This window comes from Kitasatospora sp. NPDC001261, from assembly GCF_042896795.1.
In the GTDB taxonomy this organism is placed as follows: Bacteria; Actinomycetota; Actinomycetes; order Streptomycetales; family Streptomycetaceae; genus Kitasatospora.
Map to the genome: position 1 here is coordinate 109,932 of NZ_JBIAXP010000026.1, position 14,826 is coordinate 124,757.

General features: G+C 74.8%; 12 protein-coding genes. 5 read left to right on the forward strand and 7 right to left on the reverse strand.

The genetic code is table 11. The features are described 5' to 3' along the window. Window positions 1-71 precede the first annotated feature (71 nt). Both ACFY4B_RS30890 and ACFY4B_RS30895 read left to right on the forward strand, forming a co-directional pair. Window positions 72-2,513, forward strand: coding sequence for a helicase C-terminal domain-containing protein (locus tag ACFY4B_RS30890; protein ID WP_387973495.1), 2,442 nt, complete (start codon window positions 72-74; stop codon window positions 2,511-2,513). A gap of 70 nt (window positions 2,514-2,583) precedes the next feature. Then, window positions 2,584-2,997: a VOC family protein gene (locus ACFY4B_RS30895; RefSeq protein ID WP_387973498.1), complete on the forward strand. Its 414-nt coding sequence runs from the start codon at window positions 2,584-2,586 to the stop codon at window positions 2,995-2,997. Here ACFY4B_RS30895 and ACFY4B_RS30900 read toward each other — a convergent pair. Then, complete coding sequence (locus ACFY4B_RS30900; RefSeq protein WP_387973500.1) at window positions 2,994-3,734, reverse strand: helix-turn-helix domain-containing protein; 741 nt, start codon at window positions 3,732-3,734, stop codon at window positions 2,994-2,996. The two genes, ACFY4B_RS30895 and ACFY4B_RS30900, sit on opposite strands and share 4 nt — an antisense overlap. 143 nt (window positions 3,735-3,877) lie before the next feature. Then, window positions 3,878-5,392, reverse strand: a complete 1,515-nt coding sequence (locus tag ACFY4B_RS30905; RefSeq protein ID WP_387973503.1) for an MFS transporter — start codon at window positions 5,390-5,392, stop codon at window positions 3,878-3,880. A gap of 310 nt (window positions 5,393-5,702) precedes the next feature. Here ACFY4B_RS30905 and ACFY4B_RS30910 point away from each other — a divergent pair, with 310 nt between their 5' ends. Continuing rightward, the gene (locus ACFY4B_RS30910; protein ID WP_117488580.1) at window positions 5,703-6,467 is read left to right on the forward strand and encodes a TetR/AcrR family transcriptional regulator C-terminal domain-containing protein; all 765 of its coding nucleotides are present in this window, start codon (window positions 5,703-5,705) and stop codon (window positions 6,465-6,467) included. Between the two features lie 126 nt (window positions 6,468-6,593). On the opposite strand, the gene ACFY4B_RS30915 is transcribed toward ACFY4B_RS30910, so the two are convergent. Together ACFY4B_RS30915 and ACFY4B_RS30920 are read right to left on the reverse strand one after the other, a co-directional pair. Then, on the reverse strand, window positions 6,594-7,367 hold the full coding sequence (locus ACFY4B_RS30915; RefSeq protein ID WP_387973505.1) for an isocitrate lyase/phosphoenolpyruvate mutase family protein: 774 nt from the start codon (window positions 7,365-7,367) through the stop codon (window positions 6,594-6,596). Continuing rightward, window positions 7,364-8,866, reverse strand: coding sequence for a hypothetical protein (locus ACFY4B_RS30920; RefSeq protein WP_387973508.1), 1,503 nt, complete (start codon window positions 8,864-8,866; stop codon window positions 7,364-7,366). Before ACFY4B_RS30920 ends, ACFY4B_RS30915 begins: the two co-directional genes overlap by 4 nt. A 163-nt stretch (window positions 8,867-9,029) precedes the next feature. Here ACFY4B_RS30920 and ACFY4B_RS30925 point away from each other — a divergent pair, with 163 nt between their 5' ends. Continuing rightward, window positions 9,030-9,725: an ArsR/SmtB family transcription factor gene (locus tag ACFY4B_RS30925; RefSeq protein WP_387973511.1), complete on the forward strand. Its 696-nt coding sequence runs from the start codon at window positions 9,030-9,032 to the stop codon at window positions 9,723-9,725. Window positions 9,726-9,768: 43 nt separating this feature from the next. On the opposite strand, the gene ACFY4B_RS30930 is transcribed toward ACFY4B_RS30925, so the two are convergent. From ACFY4B_RS30930 to ACFY4B_RS30940, 3 genes are all read right to left on the reverse strand, one after another. Continuing rightward, complete coding sequence (locus ACFY4B_RS30930) at window positions 9,769-10,272, reverse strand: DinB family protein (RefSeq protein WP_387973514.1); 504 nt, start codon at window positions 10,270-10,272, stop codon at window positions 9,769-9,771. A gap of 36 nt (window positions 10,273-10,308) precedes the next feature. Then, window positions 10,309-11,106, reverse strand: coding sequence for a VOC family protein (locus ACFY4B_RS30935; protein ID WP_117488588.1), 798 nt, complete (start codon window positions 11,104-11,106; stop codon window positions 10,309-10,311). A 128-nt stretch (window positions 11,107-11,234) separates the two neighbouring features. Further along, entirely contained in the window at window positions 11,235-13,724 is a 2,490-nt protein-coding gene (locus ACFY4B_RS30940; RefSeq protein WP_387973517.1) for a germacradienol/geosmin synthase, read from the reverse strand. A gap of 412 nt (window positions 13,725-14,136) precedes the next feature. Here ACFY4B_RS30940 and ACFY4B_RS30945 point away from each other — a divergent pair, with 412 nt between their 5' ends. Beyond that, window positions 14,137-14,781, forward strand: coding sequence for an HhH-GPD-type base excision DNA repair protein (locus ACFY4B_RS30945; RefSeq protein WP_074001818.1), 645 nt, complete (start codon window positions 14,137-14,139; stop codon window positions 14,779-14,781). Window positions 14,782-14,826 lie beyond the last annotated feature (45 nt).

Sequence of the window (14,826 nt, forward strand, 5' to 3'; positions counted from 1 at the left end):
GCACACCGTGTTTGCCATGCTTGAGCCCCGGCCGGTTCCGACCTGGGACGGCATCCGTCCTCTGTGGTGAGGTGTTCCCCATCGGCAAGACAAGTGGATCGACCCTGGTCGCGTGGCTGCGCGGCGCCGACGCGGCACAGGTCGTACGGGTCCTGGCCTCGCGCCCGGACGCCGCGGTGGAGCCGGAGCCGCGATCGGTCGGCGAACTGGCGGACCGGCTCCAGCGCCCGGCCTCGGTCGCGCTGGCGATCCCCCGACTCACGCTGCCCGAGCTCCAGGTGGCGGAGGGCGCCGCCGCGCTGGCGCCTGCCACCCGGGACGTACTGGCGAACCTCCTCGACGCGACGGACGGGGAGCGCGCTCACCAACTGGAATCGGTACTGCGGGAGTTGGCCGATCGCGCGCTGGTGTGGCCGGGCGGCGACGGGCGGCTGCACGCGGCGGCGCCGCTGCGGCAGGTGTGGGCCGCACCCCTCGGGTTGGACGCGCCACTGGCACGGCTGCTCGCGGACACGACCTCCACCGATCTGGGCCGCATGCTCGCCGCCGTCGGCATCACGTCGACGGGCACCAAACAGAAGCGGCTGGCCGCGCTGATCGACCACCACGGCGATCCGGACCGGGTCACCTCGCTGGTCGCCAAGGCCCCCGCGGCTACTCGGAAACTCCTGGAGCAACGTGCGCGGCAGGCACCGGAGCGGTCGGCCCGCATCCTGTACGGCCTCCCGCGGCCGGATCCCGGGCCGGGCGAACGGTGGGCGCTGGAACGGGGGTTGCTGATCCGGGACGGGCGCTGGTACGGGCCCGCCCGGATGCCCTCGGAGGTGGCCCTCGCGCTGCGCGGCACCGGCTGGCACGCCCCGTTCACGCCCGTCCCGCCCGCGGTCCGGACGCGGCCCGTCACCGGATCGGCGGTCGACCGGGAGGCCACCGCCGCGGCGATGGCGTTCGCCGCCCACGCCTCCTCCGTCCTCGCGGCGTGCGCCGCCGCTCCCCCGGCCCGGCTGAAGTCCGGCGGGATCGGAGCCCGCGAGCTGTCCCGGCTCGGCAAGGCCGCGAAGTGCGACGACACCGTGGTGCGCATCGCGCTGGAGTCGGCCGCCGCGGCCGGGCTGCTGGCCCGGGACGGCGACCGGGTCGCGGCGACCGAGGCCTACGACGGCTGGGCGGAGGGGGAACCCGCCGACCGGCTCGCCGCGCTCCTCCGCGCCTGGTGGACACTGCCGCTGACCCCCGGCGGGAGCCGCGACGAGGAGGGGAAGGCGCTGCCCGCCCTCGCCGGAGCCCCGCCCCGCGGGGGCTGCGTCCAAGCCCGGCACGGACTGCTCGCCTCCGCGGCGCGGCTCCCGGCGGGTGAGGGGGCGACCGACCCGGCGGACCTGGGGACGCTGATCGCGTGGCAGCGTCCGCTCGTCGACCAACTCGCCCAGGACGCCAGCCCGTTCGCCACCCTGGTCCGCGAATCGGAGCTGCTCGGCGTCCTCGCCCTCGGCGCCCTGTCCCCGCTCGGGGCGGCCCTGGACGCCGACGGCCCGGACGCGGTGGCCGCCGCCTGTCGACGGCTGCTGCCCGCCTCCACCGAGTCCGCCCGCTTCGGCAGCGATCTCACAGCCGTGGTCGCCGGCACTCCCTCGACGCCCCTCGTCACGCTGCTGGACTCCGTCGCCGACCGGGAGGCCACCGGTACGGCGTCGGTGTGGCGGTTCAGCCCGGACAGCGTCCGCCGCGCCCTCGACGCCGGCCACACCGCCGACACGCTGACGGCCGACCTCGCCGCCATCGCCGTCGCCGCCACCACCACGGAACCGCTGCCACAACCGCTCGCGTACCTGATCCGCGACACCGCGCGCGGCCACGGCCGGGTGCGCGTCGTCTCCGCGGCCTGCGTGATCCACGGCGCGGAACCCGCCCTCCTCGCCGAACTGGCCGCCCACCGCAGGCTCGCCCCGCTCGGCCTGCGGCAGTTGGCACCGACCGTGCTGATCAGCCGGACCCCGCCGGACGAGACGCTCGCGGCCCTGCGGTCGGCGGGCTACGCCCCCGTCGCCGAGGAGCAGGACGGATCCGTCCGCATCGAGCGGACCCGGCGACACCGGGCAACGAACCCACTCCCGACCCCGCGCCGACCCGCCGGCCCACGGCGGAAGGCCGTCCGCGTCGCGGGCGCCCGGACCGCCACCGACCTGGCAGCCGTCGCCGCCCGGCTACTGGCGGCCCCGCAGGAGGCTCCGGAGCCCGACCCCGACGACGGCCGCCCCTACGCCAGCGACACCGAGGAGATCATCGCCGGGTACGCGCGCAACCTGTCCTTCACCGACGTCCGCCAACTGGCCCACGCCGTCAACGAGAAGCAGCCGATCACCGTCGAGTACACCGCCACCTCGGGCAACACGACCGTCCGCACCCTGAGCCGCCTCGAACTCGACGCGCCCTACCTCCACGCCTGGTGCCACCTGCGCGACGCCGAACGGGTCTTCACCCTCTCCCGCATCCACGGGGTGATGCCCTCGTAGCCGGGCCGTCGGCCGGCCGGTGTCCGATTCGTTCAAGACCGGGTGGGGCGGGGGTGCCTAGCGTGGGGGCATGAACAGCACAGGTGTACCGCGGTTCGCGTTCGTCGGGCTGGCCGTTGCGGATGTGGCCGCCTCGGTCGGCTTCTACCGGCGGCTGGGGGTGGGGTTTCCCGAGGGGGCGGAGGGGGAGCCGCACGTCGAGGGCGAGGTGCCGGGCGGGCCGCTTCTGGTGCTCGATTCCGAGGCCACCATCCGGTCGTTCCATCCCGCCTGGCGGCCGCCGAGCGGCGGTGGCCGGTCCGCGCTGGCGTTCCGCTGCGCGAGTCCCGCGCAGGTGGACGCGGTGTACGGGAAGTTGACCGGCGCCGGGTACCACGGGGAGTTGGAGCCGTGGGACGCCTTCTGGGGGCAGCGGTACGCCGTGGTGCACGATCCGGACGGCAACGGGGTGGACCTGCTGGCACCGCTCGAGGACAGGCCCTAGGAGGAGAGCAGCGCGGTCAGCGGCAGGCCCGCCAACTCCCTTACGTCGCGGGCCAGGTGGGCCTGGTCCGCGTAGCCGGTCCGGGCCGCCGTCTCGGCCTGCGGGACGCCGGAGCGGGCGAGGGCCAGGGCGCGCTGGAGGCGCAGGATCCGGGCGAGGGTCTTGGGCCCGTAGCCGAAGGCGGCCAGGGAGCGGCGGTGCAGTTGGCGGGCGCCGAGGCCGACCGTCTCGGCCGTCGCGGCGACGGAGCGGCCGGCGGCGAGCGAGGCGGCCACGGCGCGGACCAGGGGGTCCTCGGGCTGGGCGTCGGCGGCCAGCCGCAGGGCCAGGGCCTCCAGGGCGGCGGCCGGGTCGGGGGCCGCGTCGATGTGTCCGGTCAGCCGCCGGACCTCGGCGGCGGGCCGCAGGTCGGCCAACTCGACGCGGCGGTCCCGCAGTTCGTGTGCGGGGACGCCGAGCAGGGCGGGGGCGGCGCCGGGGCGGAAGCGTACGCCCACCCACGGGCCGCGCAGTCCGGGGCCGGGGTGGAAGGCGCGGGTGTCCGGTCCGGCGACCAGCAGCCGGCCCTCCGTCCACAGCAGGTCCATGCAGCCGTCGGGCAGGACGAGCCCGGCCCGCGCGGCGCCCGTACGCCCGGCACTCGCACGACCGCCCGTACGCCCGAGGGCCGGCTTCGTCCACAGGACCGCGCCGGGCAGCCGGCACGCGCGTTCCTGGTACGAGGCGGACGGTTCCATGATCCGAGGCTACGCGCCCCGCAGGGACCCGGCGGGCGGACGGCAGCAGGACAGCGGCAGGAGGGCGACAGGGCGGCGGGCGGACGCCGACGGCCCCGGCCGCACGAGGCGGCCGGGGCGATCTGCCCGGGGAGAGGGGCCGGTCAGGCGACCGGCTCGGCCTCCGGCACCGCCGGGGGCTCGGCCCCCGTACCGGCGGTCTTCCGGCCGTCGCGCATCAGCACCAGGGTGAGCGCCGCCGCCGCGACGACCGCGATGCCGCCCGCCGTGAAGGTGGTGGAGGTGGCGGTGTTGAACGCCTCCCGGGCGGCCGCGACCAGGCCGCCGTCCCCGGTGGAGCCGGCCACCGCGAGCGCGCCGGTGATGTCGTGGCGGGCGGCGGCGGGGGCGGCCGCGGGCATCGCGCCGGTGTAGGTGCTGGAGAGCACGGTGCCGAGGATGGCCACGCCGAGCGCCGCACCGGACTGCTGGATGGTGTCGTTGAGCGCGGAGCCGACGCCGGCGTGCTCACTGGGGATGGCGCTCATCAGCGCGTTGGAGGCGGCCGGCATGGCGAGGCCGGAGCCGATGCCGAGCACCAGCATGGCCAGGGAGACCTTGGTGAAGCCGTCGCCGACCGAGAGGGTGGCGAGCAGTCCGAAGCCGCCCGCGATGATCAGCATGCCGATCGAGGTGAACACCCGCGCCGGGACCTTCTTGCCGAGCACCGCGCCCAGCGCGTTGAACACCAGCGAGGCGATGGCCAGCGGGATGAAGGCGAGGCCGGTGTCGGTGGGCGAGAACTCCAGCACGAACTGGAGGTACTGGGTGAGGACCAGCATCAGCCCGCCGGTGGCGAAGGTCAGCAGGATGAGCGAGAAGCTGGCGCCGGTGAAGACCCGGTTGCGGAACAGCTTGATCGGGACCATCGGCGAGTCGGTGCGGACCTGCCGGACGGCGAAGCCGACCAGCGAGGCCACCGCGAGGGCGAGTGCGCCGAGGGTGCTCGCGCTGGTGAAGCCGTCCTGGGGCAGCACGATGATCGACCACACCAGCGCCGTCATGCCGACCATCGACAGCACCATGCCGATCAGGTCGGGGCGGCGCCACGGTCCCTTGGACTCCGGCATCAGCAGCACCGCGGCGACGATGGCGACGGCCGCGATCGGCACGTTGAGCAGGAAGACCGCGCCCCACCAGAAGTGCGCGATCAGCGCGCCGCCCAGCACCGGACCGCCGACCAGGCCGACCATGGCCACCGCGGTCCACGCGGCGATCGCCTTCGGGCGCTCCTCGTCGTCGAAGACGGTGATCAGGATGGAGAGCGTGCTCGGCATGACCAGCGCGCCGCCGACGCCCATCAGGACGCGCCCGGCTATCAGCTCACCGGGGCTGCCGGCGTACGCCGCGACCAGTGAGGCGGCGCCGAACAGCGCCAGCCCGACGATCATCACCTTCCGTCGTCCGAAGCGGTCGGAGAGGCTGCCGGAGGTGAGCAGCAGGCCGGCGAAGACCAGGATGTACGAGTCGATGATCCACTGGATGTCCTGCGCCCCGGCCTTGAGGTCCTCCGCGATCGGCGGGATGGACACCGTGAGCACCATGTTGTCGATCACCAGCACCAGGCTGCTGAGACAGAGCACGACCAGGATGAGCCAGCGCTGCGGATGACGTTCCACGGCGTTTCCCCCTTCGAACTTCGGGCTTCGAGCGTCGGACTCCGAGCTCGGGCGTCGAGCGTCGGAACGGGCGCGCGGGCCGGGCTGTGACGCCGGAGCCGCGCGGAAGTCGTCGCGGGCACACCGTCCTCCGTCCCCAGGGGAACGGTGTGCGCCGCTCCGAACACTGTACGGACACCGCACACTGTTCGCAACGCCGCACACCGTTCGATCTCCGCACGCTGTTCGTCTCCCCGTACACTGTTCGCATCAACCCGTGGCGAGCGGCGCCGAACCGGACCGGATCCGGACGATTGGTGAGGAGGGCCCGATGGCGGCCAGGACAGAGGACGGCGCGACCCCGGGCATCCCCATGCCGTGGAACCGCCCCGAGCGACGGCGGGAACAGCCCGCCCTCAGCCGCGAGCAGATCGTCGCCGAGGCCTTCGCGCTGCTGGACTCCGGCGGCATCGAGGCGCTGAGCATGCGCAAGCTCGCCGCCCGGCTGAACGCCGGCGCCACCTCGCTCTACACCCACGTCGCCAACAAGGACGAGCTGCTCGCCCTGGTCGTCGACCAGGTCTTCGGCACCCTCCCGCACCCCTCGGCCGAGGGGTCCGAGGAGCCGAAGGTCTGGCGCGCGAAGATCGCGGAGTGCGCCGAGAGCATGCGCACGGCCATCATCCGCCACCCGTGGATGGTCGGGGTGATCGGAGACGTCGGGATGATCTACCTCGGCCCCAACTGGATGCGGCTCTCCGAAGCCCTGTTGGACGTCCTGGAGGCGGCCGGCTTCGAGATCGTCGAGGCGAACGACGCGATGAACGCGGTCATGGGCTACACCATCGGGACCGCCTGCGTGGAGGCCGCCTGGCTGGCCGCGCTGGCCCGCAGCGGCCAGGACGAGCAGGAGTGGATGAACCGGCTGCTGCCCGTCGTCACGGAGGCCACCAAGGACTTCCCGCGGCTGCACCGGCTGTACACCACCTCGGTTCCGGACGAGGTCGCCGGAGGCCGGGACAGCACCTTCGCCCGGGGCGTCAACGTCATCCTGGACGGGATCGAAGCGGCCAGGACGGCCCGCGGACAGCACTGAGCCCTCCGGGGGCCGCCCCCCGCCCGACGTGCCGCCCCCGCCCGGCCGCGCGGTACAGCGCCGCCCCGACCACGCGGCCCAGCGCCGCCCCGACCGCGCGGCTCAGCGCCGCCCCGACCGCGCGGCTCAGCTCCCGCTGAGCGCCTGCACCTCCGCGTACCCCGGCACCGGACCGACCGGCTCCCCCGCCGCGACGGCCGCCGCCGTGGCCACCGCCGCCGCCAGTGCCGCGCGGTACAGCAGCGACCCGAGGCTGACCCGGGCCACCCCGAGCGCGGCCAGCTCGGCGAGGCCCGGGCCGGTCGGCGTCCAGAGGATGTTGAGCGGGACGGCGAGCGCGCCGACCAGCCGGCCGATCGCCGCCGGACCGGTCACCCCGGGGACGAACACGCCGTCCGCGCCCGCCTGTTGGTAGGCGTCCAGGCGGCGGAGCGTCTCCGCCTCGGGGGCGTCCTGCCCGCACCAGTAGGTGTCGGTACGGGCGTTGACGAACAGCTCCGGGGCGGCCGCCTTCACCGCGGCGATCTTCGCGGCGTGGCGGGCGGACGGGGCCAGCGTGCCGTCCGCCCGGCCGTCCTCCAGGTTGATGCCGACCGCGCCGGCCTCGGCCAACTCCACGGCCAGCTCGGCGACTTCGTCCGGGTCGTCGCTGAACCCGGACTCCGCGTCGATGCTGAGCAGGAAGCCGCCGCGCCCGAGCCGGCGCGCCAGCCGTACGGTCTCCGCGCGGGTGGCGGCGGCGCCGTCGGGGAGGCCGGCGACGGCCGCCACGCCCAGGCTGGTGGTGCCGATCGCGGGGTGGCCCTGGGCGGCGAGGGCGACGGCCGAGGCGTGGTCCCAGGCGTTGGGGAGCAGCAGCGGGCACCCGGGGCGGTGGTGCAGGGCGGCGAAGGGGGTCATCGGGTCGTCTCCATCGGCTCGTTCGCACGGTGTCCGGTCGGGTCCGCCGGACTGTCGGTCACCCACGTCGGACTGTCGATCACCCACGTCGGGCTGTCGGTCACCCCCGCCGGATCCGCGGCGCCGCCCCTCGCACCCGCCAGGCTCCCGACCGAGTCCGCGTAGTAGTACCCGGCCTCGGAGACGTGGCAGACGATCTGCCGGAAGCTCCAGCCCGTCCCCGGGGAGTCGTCCAGCCGTTCGTCCGGCAGCGCCGCGACCCGCCGGGACCAGATCCCGGCCAGCCGGGTCAGCCGGCTGCGGGCCTCGTCCAGGTCCGCGGTGGTGAACGGCGCCAGGTCGGCCGGGGTGGTGGCGTTGGAGGCGTGCCAGCGGTCGGGCTCGGTCGGTTCGCCGACCAGCCGGGCCTCCACCTCGGCGAGGTGGTCGACGAGATGGTCGGTGATGCGGCGAACGGCCTTGTGCGGCGCGTAGGTTCGGCCGTCGGTGTTGACGATCGGACGGCCGTCCCAGGCCGTCCAGCCGACCGCCAGGGCGAGCACGTACGTGACCATCTCCGGGACCAGGGCGGCGAGTTCGGCCTTGTCGAGGTCCGGGGTCGACGGCGGCGTCCCGGTGTCCGCCGGGTCGGAGGCGCCGTACAGGATGCCCTCGGCGAGCACCAGGGCCTGCGAGCGGCCCGGGCAACTCCGGGGCGGGGCACCGAAGGTGAGCGCGACCCCGGCCGGCGCCCCGGCCTGGGCGGCGGCGATGTCGAGCAGGACCCGCGTCCCGACCGGCACCGCGACCCCGCCGACCTCGGTCGCCCGGACGGCGATCCGCCGCATCGTCCGGACCGGCGGGTCCGTGCGCAGCACGCCGGCCAACCCGTCCCCGTGCCGGCGGGCGCCCTCGACCAGCGCGGCGGTGGCGTCGCAGGCCTGGACGAGCAGGCCGATCCGGTTCGCGGCGGTCTCCTCGTCCCGGTCCCCCATCGCGGGCAGCAGCCGGGCCACCGCCGCATCCGCCGCCGGGTCGGCCGACGCGCCGTCCACCACCGGGTCCAACGACGCGCCCGCCACCGGGCCGTCCACCACCGTGCCGTCCACCGCCGAACAGGCCGGCGCGTCGGTGAAGTACGCCCGGGACACCGTCGCGACGTCCCGCGCCACGGCCTCCGGGTCGGCCAGGCCGAGCTCCGCCGCGAGCACCCGGACGACCCGCAGCCGGACGTCGGACTCGAAGCCGCCGGCCGCGGCCACCCGCAGCCGGTCCGGGTCCAGCCGCTCCAGGTCGGCCAGCACCAGCGCCCGGCGCCGGGCGTGCGGTTCCCCGGAACTGAACCGGGCGACGGCGGCCCGCAGCCAGGCCACCGTGCCGGGGGCGCCGCCGGGCGCACCAGGCGCGGGGGCCGCCGCGGGCAGCGGCACCAGCGCGGGATCGGCCAGGGCCGCCGTCACATCGTCGTAGTGGGAGAAGGTCGTGGTCGCCGCCCCGGGGACCACCGTGGTTTCGCTCATGCCGTCATCGTGGCCCCGGGTCGTTTCGGCCCCGGCCGAACCGTGCCGGGGCGACCCTGGAGGCATGTCCCCGGCTCCGCTCCCCCACGCGGCCCCGCCGCCGCGACCGCCCCGTCCCCCGCACCAGGGCATCCACGCACCGCCGTGCCCCGACCATGGAGGCATGACGCTCGCCGCCCTCGCCGCCCTGCTCGCCGACCCCACCCGGGCCGCCATCTGCTCCGCCCTGCTCGACGGCCGCGCCTGGACGGCCGGTGAGCTGGCCCGGCACGCGCGCGTCGCACCGTCCACGGCCAGCGAGCACCTGTCCCGGCTGATCGCGGGCGGGCTGCTGGCCGAGGAGCGGCAGGGCCGGCACCGGTACGTCCGGCTGGCCTCGCCCGCGGTGGCCACGCTGATCGAGGACCTCACCGTCTTCGCGGAGTCCGGTCCCGGCCCCGCGAGCGCGCCCCGCAACCTGACCGAAGCCACCCGGCTGAGCGCCGAGGCCCGCGCCCGCACCTGCTACGACCACCTGGCCGGACGCCTCGGCGTGGCCGTGTCGGACGCGCTGTTCGCACGCGGCCTGGTCACCGAGGAGGACGGGCTGTCCCTCACCGGACGCGGCCGGGACTGGCTGGCCGCGCAGGCGATCGAGCTGCCGCCGGGCGCGGGCCGCCGCGGCGGACGCCCGGTGGTGCGCAGCTGCCTGGACTGGACGGAGCGCCGCGGCCACCTGGGCGGGGCGCTGGGCGCGGCCCTCTGCCGGGCCGCCCTGGACCGCGCCTGGGTGGAGCGGATCGGCTCCGGCCGGGCCCTCCGGGTCACCCCGGACGGCGGCCGGGCGCTGCGCGAACTCCTCGGCGTGGAGCTGCCCTGACGGCCGCCCCGGCGCCGCTCCCGCTCAACGGCGCCGCTCCGGCTCAGCCCATCGACTTCGCCCCGTCCAGCGCCTCCCGGATGATGTCCGCGTGCCCGGCGTGCTGCGCGGTCTCGGCGATCAGGTGCAGCAGCACCCGCCGGGCCGACCAGGCCGTGCCCGGCGGGAACCACGGCGCGGGCGGCAGGTCGTGGGCGGCGTCGAGGTCGGGCAGGCTCCGGACCAGCTCGTCCGTCCCGCGCGCCGTCCGCTCGTACTCGGCGAGCAGCCTGGCCAGCGTGTCGCCCTCCGCCATCCGGAACTGGGCCGCCCAGGCGTCCGGGTCGGCGGCGCCCGCGTCCCCGCTCCGCATCGCCTCCGCACCGCCGGTGATGAACCGCGCCCAGCGCGCCTCGACCCCCGCCACGTGCTTGATCAGGCCGCCGAGGCTCAGCTCGCTGACGGTGGTGCGCTCGGCCGCCTGCGCGTCGGTGAGGTCCCGTACGGTGTGCCGCAGCAGTCCGCGGTGCTTGTCCAGCGTCTCGACGAGTTCCTCGCGCTCACCCATCGGCCACCCCTGTCGCTCGTCGTCCCGTCGGACGCATCAGACGTCCTCCGTCTCCGGCTGCTCCCCTACCCGCCGGTCGAGGTCGATCAACCCGAAGGCCGCGCCCTGCGGGTCGCCGACCGCCGCGAACCGGCCGAACGGGCTGTCCATCGGCCCGAAGTACACCGTGCCGCCGCGCGCCGTCAGCCGCCCGATCGCGGCGTCGGTGTCGTCCACCGCGAAGTAGACGCTGATGTACGAGGGGGCCTCGGGCGGCAGGAAGTCGCCCTCCGCTCCCATCCGGCCCAGCACCGGCCGGCCGCCGACCTGGAACATCCGGTAGTCGAAGTCCCCGCCCGCCATCTTCTGCACGCCGTACGGGAAGACCGCCGGGAAGAAGGCGTCCGCCTTCGCGGGCTCGCGGGTCACCACCTCGGCCCAGCTGTACGCGCCGGGCTCGCCCTGCTTCTCGAAGCCCTCGTGCCGCCCGGCCTGCCAGACGCCGAACACCACGCCGCCCGGGTCCCTGGCGATCACCAGCGTGCCGAAGTCGCCGACCTGCATCGGCCCCATGACCACCTCGCCGCCGTTGGCGCGGATCCGCGCCGCGGTGGCGCCGGCGTCCGGCGAGGCCAGGTACAGGCACCAGGCGGACTGGGCCTCCGCGCCGGGCATCGGCGGCACGACCGCGGCGACCGCCTTGCCGTCCGAGTACGCCTGGGTGTAGTTGCCGAACTCCGACGAGCTCTCGCCGAAGGTCCAGCCCAGCACGTCGCCGTAGAACGCCTTGGCGCCCTCCAGGTCGGTGAACATCGCGTCGGCCCAACAGGGTGTGCCCTCAGGTAGCGCAGCCATCTCTCTGCCCTCGTGTGTGGCGAAGCGCGCGCGCCGGGAGGGCGTACGCCGGCCCCCGGTTCGTCAGCCTAGCCACGACGCGCCGCACCCGCGCGGGCTGGAACCCGCGCGGGTGCGGACCTCCGACGTCAGCCGCCCGCCGACAGGCGCAGCGAGGCCGTGCCCAGGCCGGTCGGCCCGAGCGGCACCGGGGGCGCCGAGGGCACCGGCACGCTCGGAACCACCGGGGCGGTGCCCGCCGCCGGAGCCTCGGCGGCCGCCGCCGTGGCCGCCCGACGGGCCTGCGAGGCCTCCACCAGGTCACGTTCGGCGCCGAAGTGCCGCTCCAGGTCGGCCGTGCCGTACCGGAGGCAGCCCCCGTGCCAGTTGAGGATGCCCGCGAGCCAGTTCTCCAGCTCCCCCACGTACCCGTCGAGCAGTTCCCTGGCCGCCTGCTCCAGCCCGAAGTCCTCGTACATGACCGGGAGTTCCTTCTGCGCGACGTGCTGGAACTGGCCCAGCCGCGAGTGCATCAGGTCGTCGACGATCCGGACCCCGGACGGGTAGTCGCAGCCGAAGAAGTTCTGCACCACCAGGACGGCGTTGTGCAGCTCGCCCTCGTACTCGACCTCCTTCTGGTACGAGAAGAGGTCGTTCATCATGCACGCGTAGTCCATCGCGGAGTTCTCCAGCGCGCGCATCGAGCCGTGGTCGTACACCTCCTGCGGCACGGTCTGCCCGTGGCCGAGGCGGGAGAGGCTCGTGGTGAGCTCGGAGCCGAAGGTGGAGCGGCGCATCTCCAGGTAGTCCACCGGGTCCGGGATCCGGTTCTGGATCTGGTTGGCCAGCTCCCAGATCCAGCTGTCCAGCATCACCTCGACGGCCACCCGGAACCGGCCCCTGGCCTCGACGGCCATCGGGCCAGCGGTGCGCTCCCAGATGTCGGCGAGGCCGCGCTCCAGCGCGTTGACGGGCTCCGGCGCGGGGGTGCCGTCCACCGGCATGAACAGGGACAGCCGCGCGTTGGCGGCCTTGGCGCCGCCCAGGTCGCGGGTGCGTCCGAAGGCCCGGGGGTAGTAGTCGTCGGCCCAGGTGCCCCAGGCCAACCAGGCGGAGGCGATGTCGAGTTGGTCGGCGGCGGCGTCCGGGTGGAGGCCGGCCGCGCAGAGCGGGAGGTCGTAGTCGCGCATCGACTCGGCGTCCCAGATGCCGGACGCGGGGACGCCCGGCTCCGCCGCCAGCAGCCCCATCCGCCCGGCCCACTCGATCACGCGCTCCCGGGCGCCGTCCAGGTGCGGGCTCAACCGGAGCTCGTACGGCAGCTCGAACTCGGGCAGCAGGGAGGGCCCGACGGCCTGGTGCGGCACGTGGCCGTGCGACCGCGCCCGCCGCACTGCCGGGCCCGCCGCACCCTCGGCCGCACCCGTCGGGCTCGCCTCCGCCGGGCTCGCCTCCGCCGCGGCCGCCGAGGCCCCGGCGGCCGTGCTGCGCAGGATGTCCAGCGCCGAGGTCCCGATGCCGCCGATCGCGTACTGGTCCCACCAGTTGCCGCCCCCGGACCCACCCGGCAGCCCCGGCAGCCCACCGCCCGAACCGGGCGCCACCTCGCCGCCCGAGGCCGCCGAGCCGGACGAACTCGCCGCCGCCCCACCGCCGTTCATGTACCGACTGGAGCGCAGGTGCCATTCGTGCCCGCCGGACTGCCAGTCCTGGAGGCCCTTGACGTACGCCATCACCCGGGCACGGCCCGCCGGGTCCAGCCCGGTCTCCGCGAACAGCACCGGCAGTTCGGTGAACACGGTGTTCTCGAACTGCTGCAGCCGCGAGGTGAGCAGGTCGTTGACCGCCTCGGCGGCCTCCTGGGTGGAGCACTCCAGGAACCGCTCCAGCACCAGGATGCCGTTGCTCAGCTCGCCCTCGTCCTCCACCTCCCGCTGGTACGAGAAGATGTCGTTGCGCAGGTGCACCCCGTCGGAGAAGGCGTCCATCAGCACCCGCAGCGCCCGCGAACCCGACACCTCCTTCGGCACCTCGGCGCCGGCCGCGTACTCGACCAGCTGCGCGGACCAGGGCGCGCCGCCGACCTTGCGGCGCATCTCGATGTACTCGACCGGGTTGGCCACCCGGCCCTCGTTGATGTTGGCGAGCTCCCACAGCGACTCGTTGAGCAGGTTCCGGGTGCTCGCGGCGAACCGGGTCCGCCAGTCCTCGCCCATCACCGGCACGGTGCGCCGCCACAGGTCGGCCAGTCCCGCCTCGACCGGGTTCTCCGGTTCCGGCAGCTCGGCGGCCGGGTCGGCCGGCATGAACAGCGGCAGCCGGTCGAGGTGGGCCTTGCCCGCCCCGCGGTCGTTGGTGCGCTTGTACATGTCGAGGAAGTGGTCGTCGAAGAAGAAGACCCACACGTACCAGTCGGTGACCAGGGACAGCGCCTCGGCGGAGGCGTCGGGGTGGGTGTACGCGCAGAGCAGTCCGTAGTCGTGGGCCTCCAGGTCGGCCTGGTCCCAGATCCCCGACCCCTCCAGCATCCCCATCTCCCGGGCCCAGCCGGTGGAGTGGGCCCGTGCCTCGTCCAGATGCGGGTTGAGGCGTGCCGGGTGCGGCACGTAGAAGGACGGCAGTTCGAACGGCTGGGTCACGGCGGGCGGGCCTTTCTGGACGTGTCGAATTGGACCAAGAATGACCCGCCGTCAGCTCGCCGCACCGTCACAACAGAAACAGTCATATGAAATGACTCGTTCCCCCCGTCCAGAACCACCCACCCGGCCGAGCGCCCTCCCCAACCCCCCACGCCCCCGCGCCCGCCGCCCCACGGACGCCGCACCGCCCCCACTCCGGGACCCCCGGCGGATGCGACAGGCGCGGGCAAAAAATATCCCTCGCCACCCCGCCGGCACCCCCGGCAACCGCTCCGCCAACGAACAATGCAGCTCTGGCAAGGCCTTGAACAGACAAGACTTCCCCGGCTACGGGCGTGTTGACCGCGTACGCCAACGCCGCTTCCACCAGACTGGGCGCCGACCCGACGTCAACTCCGAGGAGGGCAAGCCCATGAACGTCACCGTCCGGCTCGCACAGCAGCCCGAGGCCGACGAACTGCTCGGACGCAGCGCGCTCGCCGCACTCGTCGGCATGCTGCTGGACCAGCAGGTCCCGATGGAGTGGGCGTTCACCGGCCCGCTGACCATCGCCCAGCGCCTCGGCCACGACGACCTGGACGCCCACGAGATCGCCACCTACAACCCGGAGGAGTTCGTCGCGCTCCTCTCCGCCAAACCGGCGGTCCACCGCTACCCGGCCGCGATGGCCAAACGGGTGCAGCAGCTCTGCCAGTTCCTCGTCGCGCAGTACGACGGCGACGCGGCCGCGCTGTGGAAGAACGTCCGCACCGGCAAGGAGCTGCTCAGCCGGCTCAACGCCCTGCCCGGCTTCGGCAAGCAGAAGTCGCAGATCTTCCTGGCCCTGCTCGGCAAGCAGTACGGGGTACGGCCGGAGGGCTGGCGCGAGGCGGCCGGGGTGTACGGCGAGGAGGGCGCGCACCGCTCGGTGGCCGACATCACCGGCCCCGAATCGCTCACCCTGGTACGGGAGTTCAAGCAGGAGGTGAAGCGCGCCGCGAAGGAGGCCAAGGCCGCCGCCAAGCCGCGCACCACCACCCGCACGTCCGCCGCCCCCACCCCGACCGGTGTGCGCTGAGCACCGGCTGACCCACCCGGCCGGCCGTACCGGGGCCGGCCCCGC